Source organism: Sphingomonas sp. GW821-FHT09B04 (genome assembly GCF_059418285.1).
Map to the genome: position 1 here is coordinate 70,564 of NZ_JBWKPO010000005.1, position 26,568 is coordinate 97,131.

The following is a 26,568-nucleotide window of genomic DNA, read 5'->3' on the forward strand; positions in this document are numbered from 1 at the left end:
AGAGGGGACACGACATCATGAAACGGAACTCACGCGGCATGCTTGCCGCCACGACCGCGCTTTGCCTGCTGACTTCCACGGGGGCCGCATGGGGGCAGCAATCGTCATCGCCGCCGGCGGAAGCGGACGGCCCCGATGTCATCGTCGTCACCGCGCAGAAGCGCAGCGAGAACCTTCAGGACGTGCCTATCTCGATCAGTGTCGTGGGCGGCGAACGGCTGCAGGAGACCGGGGCGAGTCAGCTAACCGATTTCGGAGCCTATGTGCCCGGTCTTCAGGTCGACAGTTCGGGCACGCCGGGCCAGTCGACCATTTCGCTGCGCGGCATTGCGCCGATCGGACCGAGCGCCACGGTGGGTACTTATGTCGACGATGCGCCGGTGGGGTCCAGCTCGCTCTATGCGAGGGCTTCGGCCTTCGCCCTCGACCTGCTGCCCTATGATATTGAGCGGATAGAGGTGCTGCGTGGTCCGCAAGGTACGCTCTACGGCGCAAGCTCGATCGGCGGCCTGCTCAAATATGTGACCGTGACGCCAAGCGTGACCGATTTCTCGGGCAAGGCCGGCGGCGAGGTGTTCGGTATCCGGCATGCCGGTGAGGCGGGCTATGCGGGTCAGGCGATGGTGAATGTGCCGCTGGTCACCGACAGGCTGGGCCTCACCGCAAGCTATGCCTATCGCAAGACGCCGGGCTATGTGGACAGCGTGGTCACCGGCGAGCGTGGCCAGAACGACTATCGCCAGCAGGGCGCGCGCATCGCGTTGCTCTGGCAGGCGAGCGACGATTTTTCCGTCGCGCTCTCCGGGCTTTGGCAGGAAATCGAAGCCGAAGGCAATGGGTCTGTCGTCGAGGACATCGTAACCGGTAAACGTATCGGTAACGGCTTCTCCAACAACAATTATCTCGACGAGCCCTTTACCAAAAGCCTCTATTATTTCGCGGGCACGCTCAAAAATGATTTCGGCTTTGCCGCGCTGAGTTCGACGACCACCTATAGCCGGGTCAAGACATCACAAACCTCGGATGCGAGCCGTATCTTCGGCGTGCTGTTTCCTTTGTTCGGCCAGCCTGCGCCCGGGCTCGCGCCGTTCAACATCACCCTCGACCTGAAAAAGGTGACGCAGGAGGTGCGGCTGACCTCGCCCTCCGGCGGTCGTTTCGAATGGCTGCTCGGCGGCTTCTTCACCAACGAGGTCAGCGGCAACAAACAGATTGTCCGTGCCTATGACATGGCCGGGGCGCCGATCGCGGGGCTGGATCCGCTCGCAATCGCTGAGCTGCCAACACGGTATCGCGAGTTCGCCGCGTTCGCCAACGCGACCTACAAGTTCAGCGACCGGTTCGACATCACGGCCGGGCTGCGCTGGGCACGTAATACCCAGCGCTACCGTCAAATCAGTGTTGGGGCGGTCGTGCCGACTGCGAACAATCCCGGCAGCTCTGCGGAAAGCGTCCTCACCTACAGCGTCAGTCCGCGGTTCCATTTGACCGACGACACGATGCTCTATGCGCGCGTCGCCAGCGGCTATCGCCCGGGAGGGCCCAATGCGACGCTGCCGGGCGTTACGCCCACAGTGGCTTCGGATTCGCTGACCAACTACGAGATCGGTCTTAAGACGATCCTGTTCGACCGCACACTCACACTCGATCTGGCGGCCTTCTACATGGATTGGAAGGACCTTCAGATGACGGTCGATTTCAACGGCGTAAGCGGGCTGGCCAATGCCGGTTCCGCCCGGAGCCAGGGGTTTGAGGCAACCATCGGCTGGCGGCCGGTCAGAGGGCTGCAGCTCGGTATCAACGGTGCCTTCACCGACGCTAAGCTTACCAGCGACACCCCGGTTGCCGTCGGTGGCCTCAACGGGGACAGGCTGCCGCGCATCCCCAAATGGAGCGGATCGCTGACCGCCGAGTACAGCTTTGCGGTCGGCGGTGACGCCCAGGCCAAACTGGGGGGAGGGCTGCGTCATACGGGACAACGCGTTTCGAGCTTTGAAGGGGTGCCCGCTGTAACCAACCCGGTCGTTGCGGATGCCTATACCGCGCTCGACCTCAATGCCGGAATCACCTTTGACGAACGCTGGTCGTTGCGCCTCTATGCGCGCAACCTCACCGATACCGATGCCGCGGTCACACGCGATGTCCAGACCGACGGCCTTGGCCGGCGTGCCTTCATCCGTACGACACCGCTCCAGCCCCGCACCATCGGGTTGGCGCTCGATCTCTCGTTCTGACTTCGATTTCTGGAATTATTACAATATAATTCAGTGTGTTACATTCTATGTATTCAGCACGCGTACAGTATTTCCGGGCTAGTTCTGGTCCGTCGCCCACATTCCTGTGGGCGGAGCAGAAAGCGTACCATGTATCGACTATTGAAAGGCATCGGCTCCGCCGTGGCGGCGGAGGCGATGCCGCTGCGTCGCAGCAATACCCCGCAGCCTCGCACGGAATGGTTTGGATCGTTGAAGGGCAGGAGCGCAGTGATGACGCGTGCGGTTCTCAAACTGGCTTCGGGCCTTGGAGCCGCAATCCTGTTCACCGCCGCGACTTCGACCGCGATGGCACAGGCCCGCGCGGGATCCGAAGCGGCAGACGATGAGATCAAGCCCGCAATGACCGGCGCGGCGCGGATGGCCGCGGAAGGTGGCGCCGATACGATGATGGCCTCGTCGCGCTGGTGGGGCCGCGGTGACGACGACGATTATGACTATGACGGTCGCTATGGCTATCGCAAGGCGGTGACGCGCTGCGCGGACAAGGCGCGCGAGCGCGGTGCTCGCCATGGCAAGGCGCGGATCACCGAGATCACGCATATCGAACGCGTGCGCCGCGGCTATCGTGTCGAGGGACGCATCCGCATCGATACGGCGTCGGGCCGCGATTGGGACGATCAGGACCGGAATTCCGGCCGCGAATATGGCACGTTCTTCTGCCAGACCCGGCAGGATTCGATCCGCTGGATCGACCTCTACGGATTCGACGACTGAGCATTTTCCCGCGCCTGACCTGTGCAATCGCGCAGGTTCGGCGCGGGCCGGTGGCCTCAGCGCCGCTGTTCCTGGGTCGTCCGCGACCATTCGGCAAGGCGCCCTTGCTGCTTGATCGTCTTGAGACACACGACGGTCGAGAGCCGGTGCACCCCGGGAAGCTTGGAAAGCTCGTGCCGCAGAAGGTCGTCGAGATGATCGACCGACCGGGCAAAGACCTTGAGCATATAGTCGCTGTCGCCCGCCGTCGTATGGCATTCGCTGACCGCAGGATGCGCCATCACCGCCGCCTCGAACTCCGCATGCGCGTCGAGGCTGATCCGCACTTCGACATAGCTCTGCACCTCAAGCCCCAGCGCGGCCGGGTTAAGGCAGGCCGCATATCCTTGAATGATTCCCCGTTCTTCGAGGCTTCTGACCCGCGACCAGCAAGGCGATTTGGACAGGCCGACCGTCTCGCCCAGTTCCGCAAAGGACTGGCGCCCGTTCTGCTCCAGCGCCGTCACAATCTTCCAGTCAAGCTTGTCCATTGCGTTGTCCTCGATCGATTGCCGTCACTTGAAATCGGGCTGCAATTCGGGGTGCGCAGCGGCGAAAGCCGGTAGCGCGCGCGCTGCCTCGACCACCGCCAGCGTTCGGGGATAGGCGCTCAGATCGACATTATAGCGCTCGGCATTGTAGACCTGCGGTACCGTATAGCAGTCGGCAATCGTCGGCGTGTCGCCGAACGCGAACCTGCCGCCATCGCGCGCAATCAGGGTTTCGAGCGCGCCGAAGCCCTCATGAATCCAATGCGCGATCCAGTCCTTTACCTGCGAATTGTCGGCACCGAACTGACTGCGGATGCGCGTGAGGACCCGCAGATTGTTGAGCGGGTGGATATCGCACCCGATGAGCGCTGCGATCGCGCGAACCTTCGCGGCAGCATCCGGGCAGGCCGGAAGCAAAGGCGGGTGAGGCCATTTCGCCTCGATCCATTCGAGGATGGCGGGGCTTTCGATTAGAATTTGGCGCTCATGTTCGAGCGCCGGAACCAGCCCGTGCGGCGCAATGGCGAGATAGGCGGGGTCATGCTGCGCACCCGTGCGAAGATCGTGCGGCGCCTGCCGAAAGGCGATGCCTTTGAAGCCGAGTGCGATGCGCACCCGATACGCAGCGCTGGAGCGCCAATAGCCGTGGAGTACGGTGTCGCTCATATCAACTCTCCCTTGGCGGCTGTCCTGGGGCGCCATTTCTCTCCTCTATGCACGCACCTTGGGGCGAGTGCCACAAATTGTGCGCAAGCCGTTTTGCCTTGATTCGAGATTCCCGCGCTTTGCGCAGGAAATTCCGCGTTTGCGAAGGACGTTTATGGCTCTGATGCGATTTGCAGTGGAACATCGTTCTTCAGCGCGCCTGCCGAAGGGCTAAGAAACGGACAATGTTTTTCGGCAACGAACCTATCCTTTGCGCAGGGCAGTGGAGACCAACGTGGCCGCGAAACATATCTTCGACACACCACCGGAGGGTGTGGCGTCGGACTGGACGATGCCGCAGAATTGGCAAAGCTTCACGCAAGCACAGCATGCGACCTGGCGCACCTTGTTCGACCAGCAATCCGCCGCGCTTTCGGGCTATGCCTGCAAGGATTTTCTGCGCGGCCTCGATATCCTGCGCTCAGTCGAACCCGGCGTTCCTGACTTTGCGCAGCTGAACCGTCGGCTGACCCCGGCGACGGGGTGGGAGATCGTTGCGGTTCCCGGCTGGATTCCGAATGACGCCTTTTTCGAGCATCTTGCGAACAAGCGTTTCCCCGCCGCCAATTTCCTCCGCCCGCCCGAGCAGCTCGGCTACAGCGAAGAGCCGGACATGTTTCACGACATATTCGGCCACGTCCCGATGCTCACCAATCCGGCCTTTTCGGACTTTCTGGTGGCCTATGGTCAGGCGGGGCTGCGCGCGGAGGGGCTGGGTGCGGCTGATTTCCTCGGGCGGCTATGGCTCTACACGACCGAGTTCGGTCTGGTGGTCGAGAATGGCGAGTTGCGCGCCTTCGGCGGCGGCCTGCTTTCCAGCTATGCCGAAACGCTCCGTTCGCTCACCTCGCCGGAGCCGAAGCGGGTCTGGCTGGATATCGGGCGGGTGATGCGCACCACCTATCACTTCGACGAATTTCAGCGCATCTATTTCGTCGTCGAGAGTTTCGAGGACCTGCTGCGGGCAACCGAGGAAACCGATTTTTCGGCCATCTATCGGAGGATTTCGGATGAAACCCCGCTTGAGCCTGACGCCGCCTATGCTGGCGACCGTTTCTATCAAGGTGCGCTGCAACCGGTGCGCCCCGGGCCGGCCTTCATGAATCAGGGGGCCGCGTAATGATCAGGCAGAGTCGCGACGGCGGAACCGACATCTTCGAGACCGAGATCGATGGCGAGACGATTCAGTGGGACAATGGGCTGACCTATGCCCGTCATCTCCAGACCGCGCAGCTGCTCTCGGCGCAGGTGCCGGTGTCGGACAAGCCCGACGAACTGCTCTTCATCATCATGCACCAGACGATGGAATTGTGGATCAAGCTGGTGCTCCACGAAGCCAGGCTGGTCGTAGAGGCGATCCGCGCCGACCGGCTGGAGCTGGCCGGGAAGGGACTCGACCGGATCGCGACAATCCAGCGCCACATGATCCACAGCTGGGAGGTTCTCGCGACGCTCACGCCGTACGACTTCCTGACCTTTCGCGGCTTCCTGCGCCGCGCCTCCGGGTTCCAGTCGCAGCAATATCGCGAACTCGAATATCTGCTTGGCAACAAGCGCGGCGATATGATGATCGTTCATAAGGATGATGCCGCCGCGATGGCGCGGCTTCGCGCTGCCTTCGAGGCGCCGTCGCTCTATGATGAACTGCTCCAGCTTCTGGCGCGGCGCGGGTTCGACATTCCGGCGGACCGGTTGGAGCGCGACTGGACCCAGCCCTATGAGGCGTCGGAAGGCGTCGAGAAGGCGTGGCTGGCGATCTACACCGACCCCGACCGGCACTGGGATCTCTACACGCTCGCCGAGAAGATCACTGCGCTTGAATATTATTTCCAGGAATGGCGCTTCAAACACATGAAGACCGTCGCGCGCGTCATCGGGCACAAGCCCGGGACGGGTGGATCGTCGGGCGTCAATTATCTCGTCAAGGCGCTCAGCCTCAGCTTCTTCCCCGAACTCTGGTCGATGCGGACCGAGATGGCCGCACCGCGTGAGGGTGGTGATTATGCCGAAGGGAAGGGCGCATGAGCCGGATCTGGGATATTTCGCAGCCGCTCCACGCCGCGGTGCCGGTGTGGCCGGGCGAACCCGCTTTCGCGCTCCACAGCCATGCCGTGATCGGCGATGGCTGCCCGGTCAATGTCGGGGGCATGTCCACGCCGCTGCATGCGGGAACGCATGGCGACGCGCCGCTGCACTATGCCAAGGACGGCGCATCGTCCGCCGATTGTGATCTCGATGCCTATATCGGGCCATGCGTGCTGCTCGATGTCCGCCACGCGCGCGAACGTGTCGAGATCGGCGATATCGACTGGGATGCGGTCGAGGGTGCGACGCGCGTCTTGCTGCGGACCTATGAGCATTTTCCGCACGAGCAGTGGGACAGCGATTTCACCGCGATCGCCAGCGAGGTGATCGAACGGCTGGGGACGGCGGGCGTTCGGCTGATCGGCACCGATGCCGCCTCGCTCGACCCCGAACAGTCGAAGACGCTCGACGCGCATCAGGCGGTCAAGGCAGCCGATATGCGGATATTGGAAGGGCTCGTCCTCGATGACGTACTGCCCGGCACCTACGAACTCATCGCGCTGCCGCTCCGCATCGTCGGCGCCGACGCCAGTCCCGTACGCGCGATCCTGAGGGAACTTGCATGACCGATACGATCCTCGCCCCCGATGTGGCGGTGCTAGACGCCGCCGACCCGCTCGCGCATTTCCGCGAACGTTTTCGCCTGCGCGATGGGCTGATCTACCTCGACGGTAATTCGCTCGGCGCCTTGCCCAAAGCGACGGGCGACCGGCTCGCAGAAGTGATCGGCAGCGAATGGGGCGAAGGGCTCATCACCTCGTGGCTCGGTGCCGAATGGTCGACCGCGCCGCGGCGCATCGGTGACAAGATCGGGCGGCTGATCGGCGCGAACCCCGGGGAGATCGTCGCGACCGATTCGACTTCGGTGAATATCTTCAAGGCGCTGACCGCCGCGCTTTCGCTGCGCCGCGATCGGACGGTGATCCTGTCGGAAGCGACCAACTTCCCGACCGACGTCTATATGATGCAGGGCATCGAGGCGTTTTCGGGCGGGCGCATCAAGGCGATGACCGTTGCGCCTGACGATGTCGTCGGTGCCCTGAACGAAGACGTCGCGGTGCTGCTGCTGACGCAGGTCCATTACAAATCTGGCCGCGTGCGCGATATGGCGGCAATCACCCGGCGCGCGCACGAAGTCGGCGCGCTCGTCGTCTGGGATCTGAGCCATAGCGCGGGAGCGATTCCGGTCGATCTCAACGGCGCCAACGCCGATTTCGCGATCGGTTGCGGCTATAAGTTCCTCAACGGCGGTCCCGGTGCGCCGGCCTTTCTGTTCGCGGCGGCGCGGCATCATGCCGCAACACCGGTGCTGTCCGGCTGGTTCGGCCATGCCCGGCCCTTCGATTTCGAGGAAGACTATGATCCCGCCGCCGGGATCGAACGCTTCCAGTGCGGTACCCCGCCCGTGCTCGGGCTGTCCGCGCTTGAGGTGGGGATCGACCTGATCCTCGAAGCCGACATGGCCGAGCTGCGCCGCAAGTCGCTCGCGCTCGGCGATCTGTTCATCGATCGCATGCAGCCGCTGTGCGACGCCTATGGTTTTGAGCTGGTGAGCATGAGGGATCATGCGGAGCGCGGCAGCCAGGTCTCCTATGCGCACCCGCACGGGTATCAGATCGTGCAGGCGCTCAAGGAATATGACGTGATCGCCGACTTCCGCACGCCCGACATACTGCGCTTCGGGCTGACGCCGCTTTACTTGCGCTATCAGGACATCGTCGACACGGTCGAGCGGCTCGAAAAGGTCTGCGCCACGCGCGCATGGGACAAGCCACAATATCATCAGCGGGCGGCAGTGACATGAGCGGCGCGTCGGCACCCTTCCTGCCCAAATCGCGCGTCGCCGCGGTTCAGGCCGCGCCCGTGTTTCTCGATACCGCGCGAACGGTGGACAAGGCGTGTGCGCTGATCGCCGAGGCCGCGGGCAATGGCGCGCAGCTCGTAGCCTTCCCCGAAGTTTTCGTGTCCGCCTATCCCTATTGGAACTGGCTGATGACCCCGATCGAGGGGGCTGAATGGCACGAGCGCCTTTATCGCGCATCGGTGCTTGTTGACGGTCCCGAGGTTGCCGCGCTTTGCGACGCCGCGCGCGACCATGGCTGTACGGTCGTGATCGGGATCAACGAGCGCGATCCGGTCAGCGTCGGCACGCTTTACAACACCAACCTGATCATCGGCGCCGACGGAAGCCTGCTCGGGCGGCACCGCAAGCTGGTCCCGACCTGGGCCGAGAAGCTGACCTGGGCCGGCGGCGACGGCAATTCAATCCGCGTCTACGACACGCCGGTCGGGCCGCTCGGCACGCTCGCCTGCGGTGAGAATACCAACACGCTCGCGCGTTTCGCGCTGCTGTCGCAGGGTGAACTCGTCCATGTCGCCAACTACATCGCGCTGCCCGTCGCGCCGGCGTCCTACAATATGGCCGAAGCGATCAAGATCCGCGCGACCGCGCACAGCTTCGAGGGCAAGGTCTTCACCATCGTCGCCTGCTCGACGGTGAGCGCGGAAATCATCGACGCGATGTCGGCGGACCGACCGGCGAACCGCGACTTGCTGACGCGGCCGAACAGCGCCTTTTCGGGCGTGATCGACCCGCACGGCAATCTGGTGGGTGAGGCGCTGATCGATGAAGAGGGCATCGTCTATGCCGACATCGACCTGGGCGAGTGCATTCGGCCCAAGCTGATGCACGACATCATCGGCGGCTATAACCGCTTCGACATCTTCAACCTGACGGTCGACCGGACTCCCCGCGCACCGGCTGTGTTTGTCGACGTGCCGCAGCCGATCGATCCCGACGAGGAGGCATCGTCATGACGGGCAATCGCACGACCATCGACCCACGCGACGATGTGCTCGGGCGCGCGCGCGTCACCGACACGCCCGAGCTTGAAGCCTTTTACGGGGAGCTTGCCGGGCGCAACGCCGGCGCGTTCTGGAAGCGCGCGAATGCGATCGAGCCGTGGGAGCCTGAGACGCGCTATCGCCCGACGCTGTGGCGGTACACCGATATGCGCGACATGTGCCTGCGCGCGCTCGATCTGGTGAAGCCGGAAGAGGCGGGGCGCCGCGTCGTGACCTTGCTCAATGACAGCGATGCGGGGCGCGAGAATGTCGCGGTGTGCGGCTGGCTGTTCAGCGGGATGCAGGCGATGCGCCCGGGTGAGGTTACGCCCGCGCACCGCCACACCGCTTCGGCGCACCGCTTCATCATGGAGGGGAAGGGCGCCTATACCGTCGTCGATGGGCACCACATCACGCTGGGCGCCAATGATTATGTGCTGACCCCGAACGGCGCATGGCACGACCATGGCGTCGTCGCCGGGGGCGAGGTGTCGATCTGGCAGGACGGGCTCGACATCCCGCTGATGAACTGCATGGAGACCAATTTCTACGCGGTCTATGACAAGCCCGCGCAGACCGCGGCGTTTCCCGTGGACGACCTGCCACTGACCTATGGCGGTGCGGCGCTGCGGCCCGAAGGCGTGCCCGCGTGGGAGAAACCCTATTCACCGGTAATGGTCTATCGCTGGGAAGCGACGCGCGACGCGCTGTGGAATCTCGCCAAGGTTTCCGAAGGCACCCCCTTCGATGGCTATATGGTTCGCTACTCGAACCCGCTCACGGGTGGCTGGGCGCTCCAGACGATGGGCGCACATATGCAGATGCTCAAGCCCGGCTTTCGCGGCAAGGCGCACCGCCATACCGGCAACGTCGTGTACAATGTCGCGAACGGGCGGGGCTATTCGATCATTGGCGGCAAGCGCTTCGACTGGGGGACGCACGACATCTTCTGCGTGCCGGCCTGGACCTGGCACGAGCATGTCAATCTGGATCCATCCGAAGAGGCCTTCCTCTTCTCGTTCAACGATTTCCCCGTGATGGAGGCGCTCGGCGTCCGGATCGAGGAACCCTATTCCGAAAATGGCGGCCACCAACCCGCCTGACTTGCAGACAGGATAGACTATGCGCTTCGTGACTTATCGCACGGTGGAGACCGAGCCACGGCTGGGCCTTCTCCACGACGGGCTTGTGATTGACGTCGAGTATTTCGGCGATGCGATCGGGCATGACCTGCCCTCCACGATGCTCGATTTCATCGATCTGGGGCCGGTCGCGATCCGCTTTCTTCAGGAGGCTGTCGCGACGGCGACCACCGCCGACCTGATCGGCACCTCGCTTCCCGTAGGCAACGTTGCTTTGCTCGCGCCGATCCCGCGCCCGCGCAAGAACATCTTCGGCATCGGACTCAACTATACCGAGCATGTCGCCGAATCCGCGCGTTCGCTCGACACGTCGAACGAACTGCCGCAGCAGCCAGTAATCTTCTCGAAGCCGCCGACTGCAGTGGTCGCGTGGAACGATCCGATCCGTCACAATGCGAAGGTGACGCAGCAGCTCGACTGGGAAACCGAGCTCGCGGTGATCATCGGCAGCACCGCGCGCCATGTCGCCGAGGGTGATGCGCTCAACCATGTGTTCGGCTACACCGTGATCAACGACGTATCGGCGCGCGATTGCCGCCGCTCGGGACAATGGATCGTGTCGAAGGGGCAGGACAGCTTCGCACCGATGGGCCCGTGCATCGTCACCGCTGACGAGATCGGCGACCCGCACAATCTCGATATCCGGACCCATGTGAACGGCGTCGAGAAGCAGAACAGCAACACCCGATTCATGCTGTTCAACGTCAATCAACTGATCGCCGATATCTCCAGCGTGATGACGCTCGAGCCTGGCGACATCATTGCGACTGGGACGCCCGCGGGCGTCGGGGCGGGCCGCACGCCGCAGGAGTTCATGTGGCCGGGCGATGTCGTCGAATGCACCGTCGAGGGCATCGGCACACTGCGCAACCCGATCATCGCGGTCTGAGGGAGCTCAGCATGACACGACCCATCCGCATCGGGCAGATCGTGCCCAGTTCGAACGTCACGATGGAAACCGAGATTCCCGCGCTGCTCCGTGCGCGCGAGGCGATCGCGCCCGAACGCTTCACCTTCCACTCGTCGCGTATGCGGATGAAGAAGGTGACGAAGGAAGAGCTCGCGGCGATGGACGCCGATTCCGATCGGTGCGCGCTCGAGCTTTCCGACGCTTCGGTCGATGTGCTCGGCTATGCCTGCCTCGTTGCGATCATGAGCATGGGGCAGGGGTATCACCGAATCTCCGAGGCGCGTCTCCACCAGCGTACCGTCGAGAATGGCCATCCGGCGCCGGTTGTGACGAGCGCGGGGGCGCTGATCGAGGGGCTGAACATATTGGGTGCGAAGCGCATCGCGCTCGTCGCGCCCTATATGAAGCCGCTGACTCAAATGGTGGTATCCTACATCGAGGATGAAGGGATCACGGTCGCTGACTGGCTTGCGCTCGAAATCCCCGACAATCTCGAGGTTGCGGCGCAGGATCCCGCCAATCTGCTCCAGCACTACAAGAAGTTGGATCTCACCGGCATCGACGCGCTCGTTCTGTCGGCGTGCGTGCAGATGCCGTCGCTTCCCTCGATCCAGAAGATTGAGGACGCGATTGGCCTGCCGGTAGTGTCCGCCGCGATCTGCACCGCGCACCAGATGCTGACGAGGCTCAATCTTTCGACAGATATTCCTGGTGCCGGGGCACTGCTTTCGGGGCGCTATTGAACCCCGGAGCGACAACCTGCCTATTGAGCGCAACGCGGTTTATCAACGGATCGCCACGATCGGTTGGTGGCCGCGTATTGCCACTGCTTCCGCGGTTTGAGGTGCTGGACTCGGTTAACCAGCGGCGGCTCTATTGCCCTCCATATTTCCATCAAGAACGATAGCTCGGACTGCAGATGCTGGCAGCGGACCGAGTGTCGCGGCACGTTCCCGCACCGGCCCGCTGCCTCTCTTTCTGGTCAATCGGTTTGCACATGTCCTTCCGCTGTCATCACGATCGGCTGGTCATCCGCCAGCGCGACTGACATCACCGATTTTCCGACCTGATCACCGGCACCATCGAAGGTCAGTGTAACTGCCTGCCGGTTGCCGGTCTTGTCCTTCAGCGTTGCAGTTACACTTGCCCATGCCCCGCTGGTTTGAAGCACGCCGATATGCTCGGTCATCCAGATGCGCCCCGTCCGGGTATCGGTCAGGTTGATCGAACCGCTGGCAGTGCGCGCGCCTGTATGCTGCGTGAGGTCGAACTTCACGACAACGCTGGAAGACCGCGCGGTGGCAGCGAGCCGGCGTGTTGCCGTGGCGGGCGTCATCCGGCGGCTGGGCATATGGGCGTCACGGCGCAACACGGCGCCGGCTTTGGTCCCGGTCGCCTTGCCATCGGCAAGCGCGACAGCGCCGTTGACGAGAACGTGCCGCATCCCTTCGGGCAGCCGCGTTGGCGCCTCGAACGTGGCATGATCGCGGATCGTGGCCGGATCGAATATGGCGAGATCGGCACGCATGCCAGGGGCGATCCGTCCGCGATCGACCGCGCCGATGATAGCGGCGGGCAGCGCGGTCAGTTTTCGCACCGCGTCCGTCAGGGTGATCGCGCCGGTATCGCGAACATAGTGCCCCAGTATCTTCGGGAAGCTGCCATAATAACGCGGATGTCCCCGATTTTGGAGTGTCGCTCCGCAATCGCACGCAACCGCAGTATCGGGATATTTGAGGAATGCGATGACATCGGATTCGGCGCCAAAGGTCATGTTCGCGTAGGTCAGCGGATCGCGTTCGAGCGTGCGCAGCACGGCTTCGCCTGCGCGGACATTTTCAGCTGCCATGATATCCGTCAGCTTCTTACCGAGCTGCGGCAACGCGATGCCTTCGGCCCCGCCCAGCCTTGTCGCCATTGCATATTCTGCGGCCTCGACAAGTTGCGGGCGAATCTTCGGATCCCTGAACCGTGCCAGCATCGCCTCGCTGCCCCCGTCCGCCGCCCAGCCGGGCACCAGAAAGGCCTGCAGCAACGTCTGGCCCGCGAGGTAGGGATAGATATCGATCGCTGTCCAATTGTTCCGAGCACCGGCGGCGGTGACCATTTCGAGCACCTTTGCCGCCTGTCCGCGTTCCTTTCCGGCACTCTTGATGTGCGTAATGACCGGGGTCAGTCCTGCGGCACTTCCGATTGCGATGGTTTCTTCCATCCCCTTGTAGGAGCTGAGGTTGTCTTCGGGACGAAGCCGGTCGTGATTGGGAAAATTGGTCCGCCAGGGCGCCGCGGCGGACAGGATCGCAACGACCTCCTCGGGTTTTGCGTAGTAGGCCGGGCGATAATCGAGGCCGGATGCGACACCCCAGGCCCCGGCGGCGAGGTTCCTTTCCAGAACGCTGCGCATGGCTGCGATCTGCGCCGCGCTCGGCCGCACGTCCCGCTCGCCCATGGCATCCTGCCAGATGGCGTTGAAGCCGATATAGGCGCCGATATTCTCGGCCAGCCCCTTTGCGGCATAGCTGGAAAGCTCTGCGGCGATATCGACACTGCCGCTGCCATCGGCATTGATGATTTCGGTCGTGACGCCCTGGACGAGCATGTTCGCTGCGGTCGAAACCGCTTCGGGCTCGGCATGGCTGTGGATGTTGATGAAGCCGGGCGCCACAACCAGGCCTGTGGCATCGATCGTTCGGGTGATCTTGCCTCGCCCAATCTCGCCCACGGCGACGATGCGGCCATTGGCGATCGCAATATCGCCACGAAACCCTTCAAGGCCGCTGCCATCGATGATGGTGCCGTTCCGGACAACAATGTCGTAGGTCGGAGTGTCCTCCGACGCGTCGGCGACAGGAACGGCTGAGAGGGCAATGGTCGACCACAAGACCCCGCGCATGATCCGATGCCGACCCGAGATATTCCCTGTGTTCATCGATCGCTCCTGACCGTTCACTGCTTCGAAAATGGGCGCGCCCGGACGAAGCATCCGGGCGCGCACCGAACGCTCCGCTAGAATTTCGCGCGGACACCGACATGGAATTTGCGGCCAACCACGTCGTAGTGCGCGGCATTGGTAGCCGTGTTGGAAATGAAGTTGAGCGGGGCGACAGGCGGATCCCTGTCGAGCAGATTGTCTATGCCCGCATAGAGCTGAGCCTCATGGCCCAGCAGCGCCTGAAGATCATATCTCACCGACAGATCCACATAAGCTACCGCCCCGATACGATTGTCCTTTGCGGACAATTGTTCCGGACCATAGGTCGCGTTGTAGACGCCGCTCCCGATATAACGGAGCTGACTGAAAAGCCCGACGCGGCCGATATCGAAGTTGGCGCTGAAGGTCGCCTTGAAATCGGGCGATCCGAAGCCGGTGGAGGTCGGGCCGACTTCACCCGCGACATCGACCGGCACACCGCCGGTTGGCGCGATTTTCTTGTCGATCAGATAGCTTGCGACAAGGCCCAGCGAGAGCTTTCCGCTTCCCAGCGGGAGCGAATAGCGCGCGTCGAAATCGACGCCCTGCACCTGAAAGCTGCCGAGATTGAGATTTTGGTTCCTGACCGAAAGGATTGTCTTGTTGGCGCCGAAGCTGATGAGCGAGCAGAGATCCTGCGCGCCCTTGAAGCAGCGATCGGCGATATCCTGCGCGCCCAATGCTCCGATCGCGTTCTTCAGCCGGATGTCATACCAGTCGATCGACGCCTTGAAGCGCCCGGACGTCAACACCACGCCAGCAGTCTTCGTCAGTGCCCGCTCTTCGCTAAGGTTGGGATTGCCCGAAAGCGGAACCTGAACGAACTCGATATTGCCGGTGAAGGGATTTGCCACATTCTCGAACAACAACACCGATTTCACGAACGTTTCGCCGATGCTCGGTGCGCGGATGTCGCGCGAAATCGTTCCGCGAAAGCGGACCTCCTCGATCGGCGCAAAGACCAGCCCGGCCTTCCAGGTGACGACATTGCCGACTGTGCTGTAGTCGGTGAGCCGCACCGCTCCGTTGAAATCGAGCTTCTGCGCACCTGCGAGGATCGGGACGGCAACCTCGGCATAGCCTTCGGTGACGTCATATTTGCCGTGAAGCGGCTGCGCGTTGACGATGAGGAATTCGCTGTTCGCATTGGGCGCGTTGACCGTGCGATCAAGCGTCTCCCGGCGATGCTCGATACCGAACGACGTCTGGATCGGTCCCGCCCAGCCCTGAAGCAATTCGCCGCTCAGATTGGCTGCAATGACGGTCTGCCGGATCTTTGTGTCCGATGTTCCCGTACCGGTGACATAGGCGATCGCAGCAGCGCTCGGGGAACCCTTGCCGAACAGATTGATCGGGGCGCAACCCGGAGCGCCATTAGCCCCGCCGAGATTGGCGCGGCATATGATCTGGCCGCTTGATGGATCGCGTATCGCATCGGCTGCGAACACCAGCCTGGCGGGCAGCAGGTTGTTGGGTTGATCGTTCGAAAAATCGGTGCGACCATGCTGAACCGATGCGTCCCACGTCCAGGACGAGCCGAGCGACCCGCGTAGTCCGCCGACGAAGCGCATTGTTTCGTTGACCGAAACTGAGGTGATCGGCGGAAATTCCTCAAAGGTCCGGAACAGCGCAAACGGTTCGTTCAGTGCGGCGATGCTTGCTGGCAGGAATGGGTTGTCTGGTTGGATGACGGTGCGGCCGAAACTGAAAGCATCGACCAGCGCGCCGCGCGACTTGGATCGTGCAAAGCTCGCTTCACCGAAAAGCGTAACACCATCGGCTATTTCATAGCGCGCAGCGCCTAGAAAGTTGAAACGCTCGGTGGGGATCAGCAACGCGACGCGATCGGCAAGGCGCGAGCCGCTGCCCCCGACCATGTGGCTGCCGCCAATCTGCCCCAGTTCGCGCGGACGCGCGGTGCCGTCGGGAAAGAATTCGAGATTGCCGGTCTGCCCGGCCCCCGGCAGCGTCACACCATTGGGTGACGCAAGAAACAGCACTGCATTATCGCGGATGATGTAGCGCGGAATGCCGTCCTTGTCGCCCGTATCCGCCGGGTTTTCGAGCAGGGCCGGGCTTTTGCGCTGCCAGGCGCGCGCGCGTCCGGCGGGAATACCCTTGTTGCGATCATAATCGGCAGCCAGAAGGATATGCCCCCGGCCCCCGCCAAAATTGCTCCCGAAAACGCCCGAAAGGCGGAAATTCTCTGCATCCCCGTGCGTCGTCTGGCCATATTGGGCGTTGAACTTCATGCCCTCGATCTTGTCGTCGAAGACGAGGTTGACGACCCCTGAAATCGCGTCCGATCCCCATGCCGCCGACGCGCCGCCTGTCACGACCTCGACGCGAGCGATTGCGAGCGATGGCACGGCGTTGAGATCGATGTTCTCGAACTCGTCAAAGGGGGTGCCGCGTCTGCCGTTGATGAGGACAAGATTGCGGTTGGTGCCGAGCCCCCGCAAGTCGATTGCGTTCACACCGTTCTGGCGGCTGTTGAGATTTGAGGAGCTGGGGGTGATCGTTCCCGTGACCGCGGGAAGTTCGTTGATGACGTTAGCAATGTTCGTCGAACCGCGCTGATCGATCAGATCCGCACCGATCGCGAGCATCGGGGTCGGGGCCTCGAAATTGGCATCCTTGATGCGTGTCGCTGTAACGGTAACTTCACTGACCGTACCTTCTGGATCAGCTTCGGAAGATGTCTCGACCTGTGCCATGGCAGGCATCGCGAGAACGAGCAGCGCAACACTGGGCGTAAGGGAAATTTTCCCAATAAAAGCCATCAACATCCTCCTATTTTTGTTTCTATATTTATGTAATTTATTGTCCATCGAGGGATGGTTTATTCGAATCTATTATGACTATCGGTAGATTGGTGTGCTATTGATTTGACGCGACGATACGAGTCGCATGCCTATGCTCAGGAATCTCCCCAACCCGTGCGTATTGCGTCTTTCTCGATTCGTATCATTTCATACTAAGATTCTCCTAATTGGAAAGTTTTTTATCCTAATCAGGACATGTGTGCTGATTTAGACATTCGCGAGCGCTCTAGGCGCCCTCATGCGGCGCTGATCGGAGCGGCGGTGAAAGCGGTTGGCGGCGTGCATGCGGACGTCGCCCATGACCAGCGGCAAGCGGAGCGCCGTGTGCTCAAAAACGACGCAGTCCGGGCCAGTCGAACCTTCAGAAGTGCGCTTTTGTGCTGTTTTTCAGGGGCAGGAGCCGAATCATGAGGATTCGGTGGTGCCGGATGCAGGAATCGAACCCGCGACCTTCGGTTTACAAAACCGCTGCTCTACCAGCTGAGCTAATCCGGCATCCAGCCGAAACCCGCAGAAATCTGCGGGTTTTCCGCTTGTCGCGATTGACTTGATATTCGTCAAGGGGCTCTGGGGGCAATCTCAGGGGCAATGGTTGTCCGAAGATCTCATCAAGCTGACTGGGCTGCTGCTGCGGCGGCGTGTGGGCGGCCTGCCATTTCTCACGCAACATCGGCAGATCGACATCAACGCATCGGCGTACCGTGAGGTTAAAAATATGGCCCGGCAATCTGCCGGGCCGGAGGAGGGGGGAGCAGTTGCTGAAAGCTGCTCTTTGGACGCGCTATCGGGCAAGCGCCCGACGCTCAAACGGAAGAAGATCGAATATGGGGCGAAGCAGTGGATGAAGTTCGCGGGCACTAGATCTGTGGTTCGCGCCTTGCCAGAAACTCGTCATGGCCTTTGATCGTCAGATCGCGGCTACCGGAACTGGGAAGGTATTGTCATGGCTTAACCTGTCACCGGAGGTAGACGCCCGCTTTCAGTTTTCAGGGCGAGCCAGATTTGGAACGGTCAGCGCACGCCGCTCAAGTTCCACACCAAGCCGCTCGAACTCGGCGGTACCTTCGTCTATCGACGTGCTTGCGATGGCGTCGATCAGGGCTCGACCCGGGATCAAGGCGAGTAACTGTCCGATCACTTGCTCGAGCAGTTGGGCGATTGCCGGGCTCTCGGGGGAGATGGCTTGTTGCGCGATCGCAAGATCGGTCAACTGGTCACTCACTATGTCAAGCCAATAGGGGCGAGCCAGCTGAGCTGCGCCCGTGGGCCAGGGACAGGGAAGTGCTGGAATTGGGCCGGTCTTTACGACTGGCGCAGATCGGTCCCTCCATGTCTGCCGCCGCTGGATCGCGCGGACCGCATTCTGAAGCGCTTGCTCGATCTCCTCGGACCGTGGCTCACATAGGAGTGCGGCGCCGCTGCCCAGTATCGGGCCCAGGAAATCGAGATGTGTGATCGGACACACAAGGATGACCTCGCTTCCCTTGCGCCGGTGCGCGGCAGCAAACTCAAGGAGTGAGGCAGCGCACACTTCTGCCAGCCCGTTGGTATCTGCCAGCAGCAAGGCGCTCGCTGCGAGTGCGTCCGGATCCGTCAGGACAGTCTCGGCTGTCGTCATCTCCGCATCGAACTCGCGGAGCACCAGGCCTTGATAATTGGTTCTGCGGCACGTTGGGGCAATGATAAGCGCGGAAGGGCGTTCGCGCCGTGTTGCACCGCTCACGAAAGTCAAAGAGTTCATCCAATCCTCCAGCGCGGCGCCTTGCGTCGGGTTGGAGGAATTGCAGAGCTATTTCATGTCCAGAATGGAGGCAATGTCTGTACTAGGAGCCGAGCTTGCCGCTGCGAGGGGGAGTAACCGCAAGACTGGTTCCGGATCCGAATGGATCGTGGGCGGGAGATAGCGCTCGATCCATTTTTCAAGCCGGAGGGCGAGCTCGGGCACAATGTGAAGATACGCTCGGCGACGATCCGTAGGGTCGTTTTCGCGCACCAACGATCCTTCATCAACCAACTTCTCGATCCAGCGCAATGCTGTTGTCGGTGGCACATTGGCCGCTATGCACGCGCTGCTGATCGATACATTGCGTCCGACGCATCGTGAAGCGAAGAGGTCGAGCAGTATGTCCCAAGCCGGGTCGGCAAACCAGCTATCGTCGAGGATGTGGCTGCGTGCGCGCCGCGCGAGGAGATAGCTGCGGACACGTTGACCGAGTTCGCTTGCCCGATAGCTTCCCAGTGAATTCTTTATCGAAGAGGTACTGCTAGGCGAAGAAGCCGGAGCATTTGAATTCAGGCCGAGCGCGGCACATTGCGCAGCAATCTGGCTGAGCCTGCAGGCGATCTGCTCGAGTGCACGCGGGTCAGCGCCATCGATGCGCCCTGTGTCGAGGTTCGGGTACATCACTGATCCCCGCTTGCCGGTCGAGCATGACGCCGATCGCCAATGTCAGTAGCATCGGAACCGACCACAGGCTTTGCAGCAGGAAGTAGAGCTTGGGCGCAAAGCCTGGCGCGAGCGCGCTTGCAAGATGCGAGACCACAGCGACGAGGTGAAAGCCGGTGAACCACATCGGAAACCAGCGGCTCGACCATAATACTACCCACATGAGTGCAGCCAGCAACGCAAGGTCGACGATGAGCGCCGGCAAGTGCGGGTCGGACCATGCCTTGGGATCTCGTGTCGCCAGTGAGGTTGCGGCAACGGCCGCGACATAGATGAGAGCGATCGCGCGCCCCGACTTGCCGCCGAACAGCGCTGCGAAGCCGCAGCACAATAACGTCAGAGCCCAGAATGAAAGCGCCACGAGCATAAGGTTCGCCGAGCATCGCGGCGCCTCCTTCGTCAAGTGTTATTGATTGGCAGACTGCAGCGAGGTGCCAAGGCTTGCCCCCGTGAAGAACTCCGGCATGGTCGTCTCGACCGCAGGCAAGCCGTTGGGACAGCCTGTTGCGAACTCGCGCTGGTTGCTCTTGTTCTTGATAAGGGTGAGGCAAGAGATGAGTTGCCGCAGATCCTCGCGGCTCTCGACGATCTTGTCGCCGTGCGCGAGGATTCGCGAATAGAGGTCCTGGCTCACATTGATCGGCAGGTCAGACTCCGTCACACCTTCGATCACAGATGCCAGCATATGGGCATGGGCGAGCAGCGTCTGGTCGGTTGCCCGGAGCAAGGCGCGGGTATCACCTACAACGACTGTCACCGCACTTTTGGAAATATGATGCATAGCTCTCCCCTTTGACGGAAGCGCATCCGCGCTTACCGCCCCTCAATCAGTTACGTTGTGGTCGGGTGGGCTAGCGAAACATCCACAGCAGAACTGCGATCCCGATGGTCAGGATCATCAGAACTGAAAGGCCAAGGACTGCAACACGGAGAATTGCGAAGATCTTGGCTTCTGCTGTGAGATTGTTGAGCGACCCTCCCATTGGCGGGACCATCCGTTGCCACCCGTGGCTTGCCGGTCCCGACACGGCATTGACTGCCGCGCCGGGCGGGGCTTCGGCAAGCGGCTGCGGCTGACTAGTCAATGGCTGATCAGCTTCCGCAGCGGTGAGCATGCGGGCCGCCTCCGCGCGGCTCTCGACCTGAAGTGTGTCGAGCGCAGCGCGGACATGGTTGTCAACGGTTGCGGGACTGATCCCGATCTTTCGTCCGATTTCCTTTGAGGTATAGCCGTGTGCAACGAGACGCAGGCAATCCTTCTGACGCTCCGTCAGGCGCTCGATCGACCGCCGGTCATAGGCTGGATTGGAGTCTGCTTCATCAGACGCCATGATGGAATGGCCGCGCGGCCCTGCTTGATCGAGATGCGCGGGAGATACCCCGGCTCTCGCTGGACCTCAAACTACGCATTTACCATTCCCCCATTCCCGGCGCGTCCTAACCCACCCACGCCGATATTCCCCAACGGGATAATATGATTGGCGATCGACCGGACAGTGCGCCAAAGCCGTCGCTGCCCCAGATACTATGCCTCGACAGGCCGCGACCCGCTCCGCATTTGGTAGCCTCCCGGCCCATAGCCAGCCGCAGGATCGCTGCGCACTTTGGCGTTGTCCTTTGCTGCTCGCTCCGGGGCCCGCGCGGGCGCGTCCGACTCGGGCAGGAAGGTGCGAAGGTTGGCACGAACATGCCCAATATGGTTAGGTTTACATCGATGCCGGAGCAATCGAGTCCGATAAACCCTGTCCGAATTGGATGTGTCAGGGTGCGTCTATCCGCGATCGCGGATAGACATCGACTTCTATCGGAGGGCGAGATGATCCAAGTCCTGGAAGTCGCTTATCATCGCAATGGCTGTGCCGGCGAACCCTTCTATGCAGTACGATTTGCCGATGGCAGGATCCGCTTGCTCGCACTGGTATTCGAGCGGCCCGATCGCATTGTTGTGATTGACCCGGTCAAGGCCGCCGATACGGTCGCGCCCGAAGAGAATAGCTGGCGCGGAGATATCTACGAGGTTGCTCTGCGGAAAGCGATCGTTCGATTTGAAGTCGCACGCACAATGCGAGCCGCACCTGCCGGCGGGTCCGCCGCGCTTCACTAGGCCGGAAACAGGCGTGCACCTTACTTAGCTGCGTTCGATCCGCTCGACATAGGGGAGACTGCACCCCAATCCCCCCCCCGATGTGACGCGATGCCCCGTCAGCATTTGAACGTGTTTGCCGAGGCGCAGGGCTCTGCCGGACTGGCGGACGGCAGAGCAATCGCTTGCCTCAACCGGCCTCCATTGCCCGCGCGCTCGACAGAGAAGGCCTGATATCGGTGATAGCGGGATCAATGGCCGCGAGGCAATCCGGTCTGCTGGGCGCGCCCGTAGTGCCTTCGGCCCAAACCCCGCGTTCTATCGAGATTACTCGAGCTTGGAACGCTCCCAGTCTGCCAGCAAACCGGCGAGCACCTCGAGCGGCATCGATCCCGACAGCACCACATCGTGCCAGTCCTTGAGGTTGAAGCGCGACCCCAGATTGGCGCGAGATCGCGCCAGGAGCCGCTTCAATTCGGTATGGCCGATCTTGTACCCACAGGCCTGGCCAGGCAGGACGCAGTAGCGGTCGACCTCGCCTTGCGCCGTGATCTGGGGAACGCCGACGGTTGCGACCATATAGTCGGTTGCCTGCCGCCGGCCCCAGCCCATCGCGTGAATGCCGGTATCCGCCACGATCCGCGCAGCGCGCAGCAGCAAAGCCTGTTGCAGCCCGACCCGTCCGAGGGGATTGCGTTCATAAAGCCCAGCTTCCTCGGCAAGCTCCTCGGCATAGAGCGCCCAGCCTTCGGTATAGGCCGCGAAGTAGAAATGCTGGTTTATAGCGGGGACGTCTCCCATTTGCTGGGTCATCGCCGCGTTCCAGAGATGCCCGGGAATAGCTTCGTGGAAGACGAGGGTGGGAAGCGAATACTTCGGCCAGGCCGATGTGTCGCGTAGGTTGATGTAGAATGCCCCCGGGCGCGCGCCGTCGAGGCTGCCAGGCATTGCATAGGCCGCAACCGCACCCAGTTCGTTGGCCACGGGAATGCGGCGGATTTCGATGGGCGATTCCGGCGGGTTATTGAAATAGGCGGGCATTCTTGTGCGGGCCTCAGCGAGGAGCCGCTCCAGGTACGCTAGGATCTGTGTACGGCCCGTATCGTCATTGGCATAGCTTTGCGCCGGATGCCGGTTGAGCATGGTGAGGCGTTCGGCGACGCTGCCGTGCGTCATGCCCTGCGCACGAAGTATCGTGTTGATCTTGGCACTTAGCTCCGTGACCTGCGCGAGCCCGGCCCGGTGTATCTCTTCCATTGGAGCCCGTGTCGTCACATGCATTCTGAGCGCAGCGGCATAGAAATCCGCGCCGCCGGGACGCCGCCCCAGTGAGGCTTCCGCTGTCGCCCGTTGCCGAAGGTGCACAAGCAGCGCGCGCTGTCGGTCGAGTGCGGCCGCGAGCGGTCCTTTGACCAGCTGAGCGGCGCGTCGGCCCCAATCCCCAGCCAAGCGGCGTTCCGCCGTTTGCCGGGCGAGCGAGGTGACCAGATCCGATTGGTCGCCTCGTTGCGCGCGGAGCCTGTCAGTTTGTGCAATCGTCAGGTCGAGAACGAAATCCGGCGGGATGATGCCGCGCACGCCATCGGCCTCGACCATGTCGCATTCGGTCGCGATCAGCCGGCCGAAGTCTTCGAGCCGCTGCAGATAGGCCTCGGCATCCTGTGTGGTCTGGATCCGGTGCTGTCGCTTCAGGAAGTCGGGGACGTTTTGATAGCTGCCGGTGATCTGGTTGAGGACATAGGGCGTCGGCCAATTGTCGATCGTGCCGAAGCCGGTTGCATCGAGTTCGGCGGCACGCTCCGCCGCCCAGATGATGGTATCGAGATAATAGGGCTCAGTACCGCTCAAGCTTGGCCGATCGAACCCGCGCAACAGGGGAAGTGCGTCGACCAGCGCCTGCTGGGCGCCGAGGCGCTCGTCCGGCCCCGAGCTCTTGAGGCGTGAGCTGAGCGGATGACGCTCACCCATATCGAGACCAAGCGCGGTCGCGATCGCGGGATCACGATGCATCATCTGGTCGAACGTACTGTCAAGCAGGGCGCGAAGCGGACTCCGTTCCGTATCGGCCTGCTCGGGGGGCACCGCAAGGGCTGAACGGCCGGAGACGAACACAGCGAGTGCGGCGACAGAGGTCAGGAACTGGCGGCGATCCGTCATGCTACTTCTCCCAGCCTGGCGCAGATAGACTTTCCGCCTATGGCTACGACGACCCGGACAAGAAAATCCCGCAGTGGGCTGACAGTTCAGCCCTGCATGAACTCAAGCGCTGGAATGCCGTATCGAGCTGCACATATTCCTCACCTACATTCTACTGGGCGTGATCAGGTCGCTCGTCGGCGTTTGCGCCCGGACGCTAGTGCATGCCGCTTACCGCCGACGGATCGCGCGCCAGAAGTGACCGCAGCTTCATCCGCGCTTTGCGCGCTTGAGCCGGCGCGCATTGCCTGTCGCGGTGCGATGCAGAGGTGAGAGGGCTTCCTTGCCCAGCCGCGCACTCGCGCTGATCGCGCCCAAGGTATATTCCGACGATTGCGTCGCCAACGCGGAGGCCTCGTGAAAGGTTGGCAATTTGCCCGACATCAACATCAACCCGACGCGCTGCATCTGGACCGTCCAGGCGTGATGCATCGCCAGCGAGTCCCGCGTAATGGCGCGAGCGCTTCGGCTGAAGGCGTCGATCTTCTCTGGTACCATGCGGGCGAACTCGGCGAAGTCGGCATCGAGCGGGGCGCTCGCGGCGTCGCGCATCTTGCCGCTGCGCGCGGCGATCACCCACTGAGAGGCTTGCAGCGTTTCGAAACCGCGCAGCCAGTTGGACTGCATGTCGAGCCCGGCCGCGAACATGCGCGACGAGGCAGTGAAGGGATCGATCATCTTGTTCTCCAACTGCGTCACAGAATTCAGGCGAGGGTCCGGACCGAGGGTTCGCGCTCATAGAAGCGCTGGCTGGCCGCGTTGATGAATGCGGAATCCAGCCCGGTGATCCCCGCGTCGGGGACGACGCCGGCTTTGTCGAGCAATGGCTTGGCCGCGTCGCTGGCGCCAATCGCCTTGAGATGGGCAAAGGCGTTCATAACGAACTCGACCGCGGCGCCTTCCTTCAGCAGCGCCGAGCAGCCCGCCTCCGACAAGGCGATTGCCACTGCATCGAAGATCTGGCTCGGTGAACCGGCAAGCTGGCCATCCGCTTTCTGCACAGACCCGTCCGAGAGCTCGGCGCCCCCGATTTTCGGCGCAACGATCACCGGCTTTCCCTTGGCCTTCTTGACCGCTGCGACGACCGCCGACAATTCACCGGCGTCGGTGCCGTCCGCGATCAGGATGCCCACCGCCCGGCCTTCCAGCGTGGCTTTCATGTTCTTGTGGATCGACAGCGCGTCGGATGGTGGCATATCGATTGGCGCCTTGGCTGCTTGTGCCTTTGCCGGCAGCGGAATGCCAAGGCCGTCCGCGACGCGCTTGGCGAGGTCTTCGTCGACATTGCGCAGATTGGCGACCATCCGCCCGGGCACCTGATCGAGCAAGCCGACCTTCGAAAGCTCGAATACGAAGGACGAGGCGATATGCGCCTGCTCGTTCTTGGTCTGCGAACGGTAGAACAACCGGGCCTGGCTGTAATGGTCGGCGAACGTTTCGGCGCGGATCCGCAGCTTCTCGCCGGTCTCGCCATCGCCGGTTGATGCTGTCGAAGTGGTAAAGCCGAGCGCCGGGGATTCGCGCGGCCCACCTTCTTCTCCATGCGCCGCCAGGCTGTTGGGTTCGTAGTTGGCGCGTCCCTTGGGCACCATCATCTGCATCTGCCCGTCGCGCTGGAAGTTCTGGAACGGACAGCGTGGTGAATTGACCGGGATCTGGTGGAAGTTCGCGGTCCCGAGCCGCGACTTCTGCGTGTCGAGGTAAGAGAACAGCCGGCCCTGGAGCAGCGGATCGTTCGAAAAATCGATGCCGGGCACGATATTTCCCGGACAGAAGGCGACCTGTTCGATCTCGGCGAAGAAATTGTCGACATTGCGGTCGAGCACCAGCCGGCCGATGATGCGCACGGGCACATCCTCTTCCGGTATCAACTTTGTCGCGTCGAGCACGTCATAGGGCTGGGCATCGGCGAAGGCCTTGTCGAAAACCTGGATACCGAGCTCCCATTCGGGGAAGTTACCGGTATCGATCGCCTCGAACAGGTCACGGCGGTGGTAGTCGTTGTCGGCTGCCTGCAACTTCAGCGCCTCGTCCCAGATGGTGGATTGCAGGCCGAGCTTGGGCTTCCAGTGGAACTTCACAAAAAGTGTGTCGCCGGCTTCATTGACCAGCAGGAAGGTGTGAACGCCAAAGCCTTCAATGGTGCGCAGCGAGCGCGGCAAGGTGCGGTCCGACATCGCCCACATCAGCATATGGGTCGTTTCCGGCATCAGCGATGCCCAGTCCCAGAAAGTATCATGGGCGCTGCCGGCCTGGGGATAGCCGCGGTCGGCCTCCATCTTCACCGCATGGACGAGATCGGGAAACTTCATCGCATCCTGGATGAAGAAGACGGGGATGTTATTGCCGACCAGATCCCAATTGCCCTCGGTCGTGTAGAATTTAACGGCAAAGCCGCGAACATCGCGGGGCGTGTCGACCGAGCCGGCGCCGCCCGCGACAGTCGAGAAACGGACGAACACTTCGGTCCGTTCGCCCTTGCGGAACAGCGCGGCCTTGCTGAGGTTCGCGATGTCATCGGTCGCCTCGAAATAGCCATGAGCGCCGGTTCCGCGCGCATGGACGATCCGTTCGGGAATGCGCTCGTGATCGAAGTGGAAGATCTTCTCACGGAGGACGAAATCCTCGAGCAGGGTCGGTCCGCGTGCGCCCGACTTCAGGCTGTTCTGATTGTCGGAGACGGCGATGCCCTGATTGGTGGTCAGGATCGCGATTGCCTCGGCGCCGGCATCCGCGATCTGATGAGTTTCGCCCCCGGACGAATTGCCGGCGCGTTTGGATGTCTTGCTCATGGCGGACTCCCTATAAATTGAGCATGCGCGCAGCCGCCCATCTCCGGGC

At 62.1% G+C, this 26,568-nt stretch carries 24 protein-coding genes and 1 tRNA gene; 12 read left to right on the plus strand and 13 right to left on the minus strand.

What is annotated here, in order from left to right; all coding sequences use genetic code 11:
- Positions 1-17 precede the first annotated feature (17 nt).
- Both AC07NK_RS16100 and AC07NK_RS16105 read left to right on the plus strand, forming a co-directional pair.
- Positions 18-2,234 carry a TonB-dependent receptor gene (locus AC07NK_RS16100; protein WP_495171625.1) on the plus strand — a complete coding sequence of 739 codons (2,217 nt, stop codon included), beginning with the start codon at positions 18-20 and terminating at the stop codon, positions 2,232-2,234.
- 252 nt (positions 2,235-2,486) lie between these two features.
- The gene (locus AC07NK_RS16105) at positions 2,487-2,990 is read left to right on the plus strand and encodes a hypothetical protein (protein WP_495171626.1); all 504 of its coding nucleotides are present in this window, start codon (positions 2,487-2,489) and stop codon (positions 2,988-2,990) included.
- Positions 2,991-3,046: 56 nt separating this feature from the next.
- Here the strand turns inward: AC07NK_RS16105 and AC07NK_RS16110 are convergent, their stop codons facing one another.
- Positions 3,047-3,520, minus strand: coding sequence for an Lrp/AsnC family transcriptional regulator (locus tag AC07NK_RS16110; RefSeq protein ID WP_495171627.1), 474 nt, complete (start codon positions 3,518-3,520; stop codon positions 3,047-3,049).
- Between the two features lie 24 nt (positions 3,521-3,544).
- A complete protein-coding gene (gene maiA, locus AC07NK_RS16115; protein ID WP_495171628.1) occupies positions 3,545-4,186 on the minus strand; it encodes a maleylacetoacetate isomerase in 642 nt (213 codons plus the stop codon).
- A 274-nt stretch (positions 4,187-4,460) separates the two neighbouring features.
- On the opposite strand from maiA, the gene phhA reads away from it, so the two are divergent.
- The 8 genes from phhA to AC07NK_RS16155 are packed head-to-tail and all read left to right on the plus strand — an operon-like array spanning position 4,461 to position 11,949.
- Positions 4,461-5,345 (plus strand): phenylalanine 4-monooxygenase, encoded by an 885-nt coding sequence (phhA, locus tag AC07NK_RS16120; protein WP_495171629.1) that lies wholly within the window; start codon positions 4,461-4,463, stop codon positions 5,343-5,345.
- Positions 5,345-6,250 (plus strand): tryptophan 2,3-dioxygenase, encoded by a 906-nt coding sequence (locus AC07NK_RS16125; RefSeq protein ID WP_495171630.1) that lies wholly within the window; start codon positions 5,345-5,347, stop codon positions 6,248-6,250. Before phhA ends, AC07NK_RS16125 begins: the two co-directional genes overlap by 1 nt.
- Positions 6,247-6,876, plus strand: a complete 630-nt coding sequence (kynB, locus tag AC07NK_RS16130; protein ID WP_495171631.1) for an arylformamidase — start codon at positions 6,247-6,249, stop codon at positions 6,874-6,876. The genes AC07NK_RS16125 and kynB overlap by 4 nt, the downstream gene beginning before the upstream one ends.
- Positions 6,873-8,114: a kynureninase gene (gene kynU, locus AC07NK_RS16135; protein ID WP_495171632.1), complete on the plus strand. Its 1,242-nt coding sequence runs from the start codon at positions 6,873-6,875 to the stop codon at positions 8,112-8,114. Before kynB ends, kynU begins: the two co-directional genes overlap by 4 nt.
- On the plus strand, positions 8,111-9,127 hold the full coding sequence (locus AC07NK_RS16140; protein ID WP_495171633.1) for a carbon-nitrogen hydrolase family protein: 1,017 nt from the start codon (positions 8,111-8,113) through the stop codon (positions 9,125-9,127). Before kynU ends, AC07NK_RS16140 begins: the two co-directional genes overlap by 4 nt.
- A complete protein-coding gene (locus AC07NK_RS16145) occupies positions 9,124-10,257 on the plus strand; it encodes a cupin domain-containing protein (protein ID WP_495171634.1) in 1,134 nt (377 codons plus the stop codon). The genes AC07NK_RS16140 and AC07NK_RS16145 overlap by 4 nt, the downstream gene beginning before the upstream one ends.
- A 19-nt stretch (positions 10,258-10,276) precedes the next feature.
- A complete protein-coding gene (locus tag AC07NK_RS16150; protein ID WP_495171635.1) occupies positions 10,277-11,185 on the plus strand; it encodes a fumarylacetoacetate hydrolase family protein in 909 nt (302 codons plus the stop codon).
- Between the two features lie 11 nt (positions 11,186-11,196).
- Positions 11,197-11,949, plus strand: a complete 753-nt coding sequence (locus AC07NK_RS16155) for a maleate cis-trans isomerase family protein (RefSeq protein ID WP_495171636.1) — start codon at positions 11,197-11,199, stop codon at positions 11,947-11,949.
- Between the two features lie 239 nt (positions 11,950-12,188).
- Here AC07NK_RS16155 and AC07NK_RS16160 read toward each other — a convergent pair whose 3' ends face one another.
- The 3 genes from AC07NK_RS16160 to AC07NK_RS16170 form a co-directional block, all read right to left on the minus strand.
- The gene (locus tag AC07NK_RS16160) at positions 12,189-14,099 is read right to left on the minus strand and encodes an N-acyl-D-amino-acid deacylase family protein (RefSeq protein WP_495171637.1); all 1,911 of its coding nucleotides are present in this window, start codon (positions 14,097-14,099) and stop codon (positions 12,189-12,191) included.
- A gap of 113 nt (positions 14,100-14,212) precedes the next feature.
- A complete protein-coding gene (locus AC07NK_RS16165) occupies positions 14,213-16,903 on the minus strand; it encodes a TonB-dependent receptor plug domain-containing protein (RefSeq protein WP_495171638.1) in 2,691 nt (896 codons plus the stop codon).
- A 518-nt stretch (positions 16,904-17,421) separates the two neighbouring features.
- Positions 17,422-17,497, minus strand: a tRNA-Thr gene (locus AC07NK_RS16170).
- Positions 17,498-17,594: 97 nt separating this feature from the next.
- On the opposite strand from AC07NK_RS16170, the gene AC07NK_RS16175 reads away from it, so the two are divergent.
- Positions 17,595-17,906, plus strand: a complete 312-nt coding sequence (locus AC07NK_RS16175; protein ID WP_495171639.1) for a hypothetical protein — start codon at positions 17,595-17,597, stop codon at positions 17,904-17,906.
- Between the two features lie 75 nt (positions 17,907-17,981).
- Here AC07NK_RS16175 and AC07NK_RS16180 read toward each other — a convergent pair whose 3' ends face one another.
- From AC07NK_RS16180 to AC07NK_RS16200, 5 genes are all read right to left on the minus strand, one after another.
- Positions 17,982-18,743, minus strand: coding sequence for a hypothetical protein (locus tag AC07NK_RS16180; protein ID WP_495171640.1), 762 nt, complete (start codon positions 18,741-18,743; stop codon positions 17,982-17,984).
- A 48-nt stretch (positions 18,744-18,791) separates the two neighbouring features.
- Entirely contained in the window at positions 18,792-19,406 is a 615-nt protein-coding gene (locus AC07NK_RS16185; protein WP_495171641.1) for a hypothetical protein, read from the minus strand.
- Positions 19,366-19,851, minus strand: coding sequence for a hypothetical protein (locus tag AC07NK_RS16190; protein ID WP_495171642.1), 486 nt, complete (start codon positions 19,849-19,851; stop codon positions 19,366-19,368). The genes AC07NK_RS16185 and AC07NK_RS16190 overlap by 41 nt, the downstream gene beginning before the upstream one ends.
- Before the next feature lie 3 nt (positions 19,852-19,854).
- Positions 19,855-20,229 (minus strand): hypothetical protein, encoded by a 375-nt coding sequence (locus AC07NK_RS16195; RefSeq protein ID WP_495171643.1) that lies wholly within the window; start codon positions 20,227-20,229, stop codon positions 19,855-19,857.
- Between the two features lie 70 nt (positions 20,230-20,299).
- Positions 20,300-20,779: a LuxR C-terminal-related transcriptional regulator gene (locus tag AC07NK_RS16200; protein WP_495171644.1), complete on the minus strand. Its 480-nt coding sequence runs from the start codon at positions 20,777-20,779 to the stop codon at positions 20,300-20,302.
- A 485-nt stretch (positions 20,780-21,264) separates the two neighbouring features.
- Here AC07NK_RS16200 and AC07NK_RS16205 point away from each other — a divergent pair, with 485 nt between their 5' ends.
- Positions 21,265-21,552: a hypothetical protein gene (locus tag AC07NK_RS16205; protein ID WP_495171645.1), complete on the plus strand. Its 288-nt coding sequence runs from the start codon at positions 21,265-21,267 to the stop codon at positions 21,550-21,552.
- Between the two features lie 306 nt (positions 21,553-21,858).
- Here AC07NK_RS16205 and AC07NK_RS16210 read toward each other — a convergent pair whose 3' ends face one another.
- From AC07NK_RS16210 to AC07NK_RS16220, 3 genes are all read right to left on the minus strand, one after another.
- Positions 21,859-23,688: a DUF885 domain-containing protein gene (locus AC07NK_RS16210; protein ID WP_495171646.1), complete on the minus strand. Its 1,830-nt coding sequence runs from the start codon at positions 23,686-23,688 to the stop codon at positions 21,859-21,861.
- A 249-nt stretch (positions 23,689-23,937) separates the two neighbouring features.
- Entirely contained in the window at positions 23,938-24,405 is a 468-nt protein-coding gene (locus AC07NK_RS16215; RefSeq protein WP_495171647.1) for a hypothetical protein, read from the minus strand.
- A gap of 26 nt (positions 24,406-24,431) precedes the next feature.
- A complete protein-coding gene (locus AC07NK_RS16220) occupies positions 24,432-26,519 on the minus strand; it encodes a catalase (protein WP_495171648.1) in 2,088 nt (695 codons plus the stop codon).
- Positions 26,520-26,568: the final 49 nt, after the last annotated feature.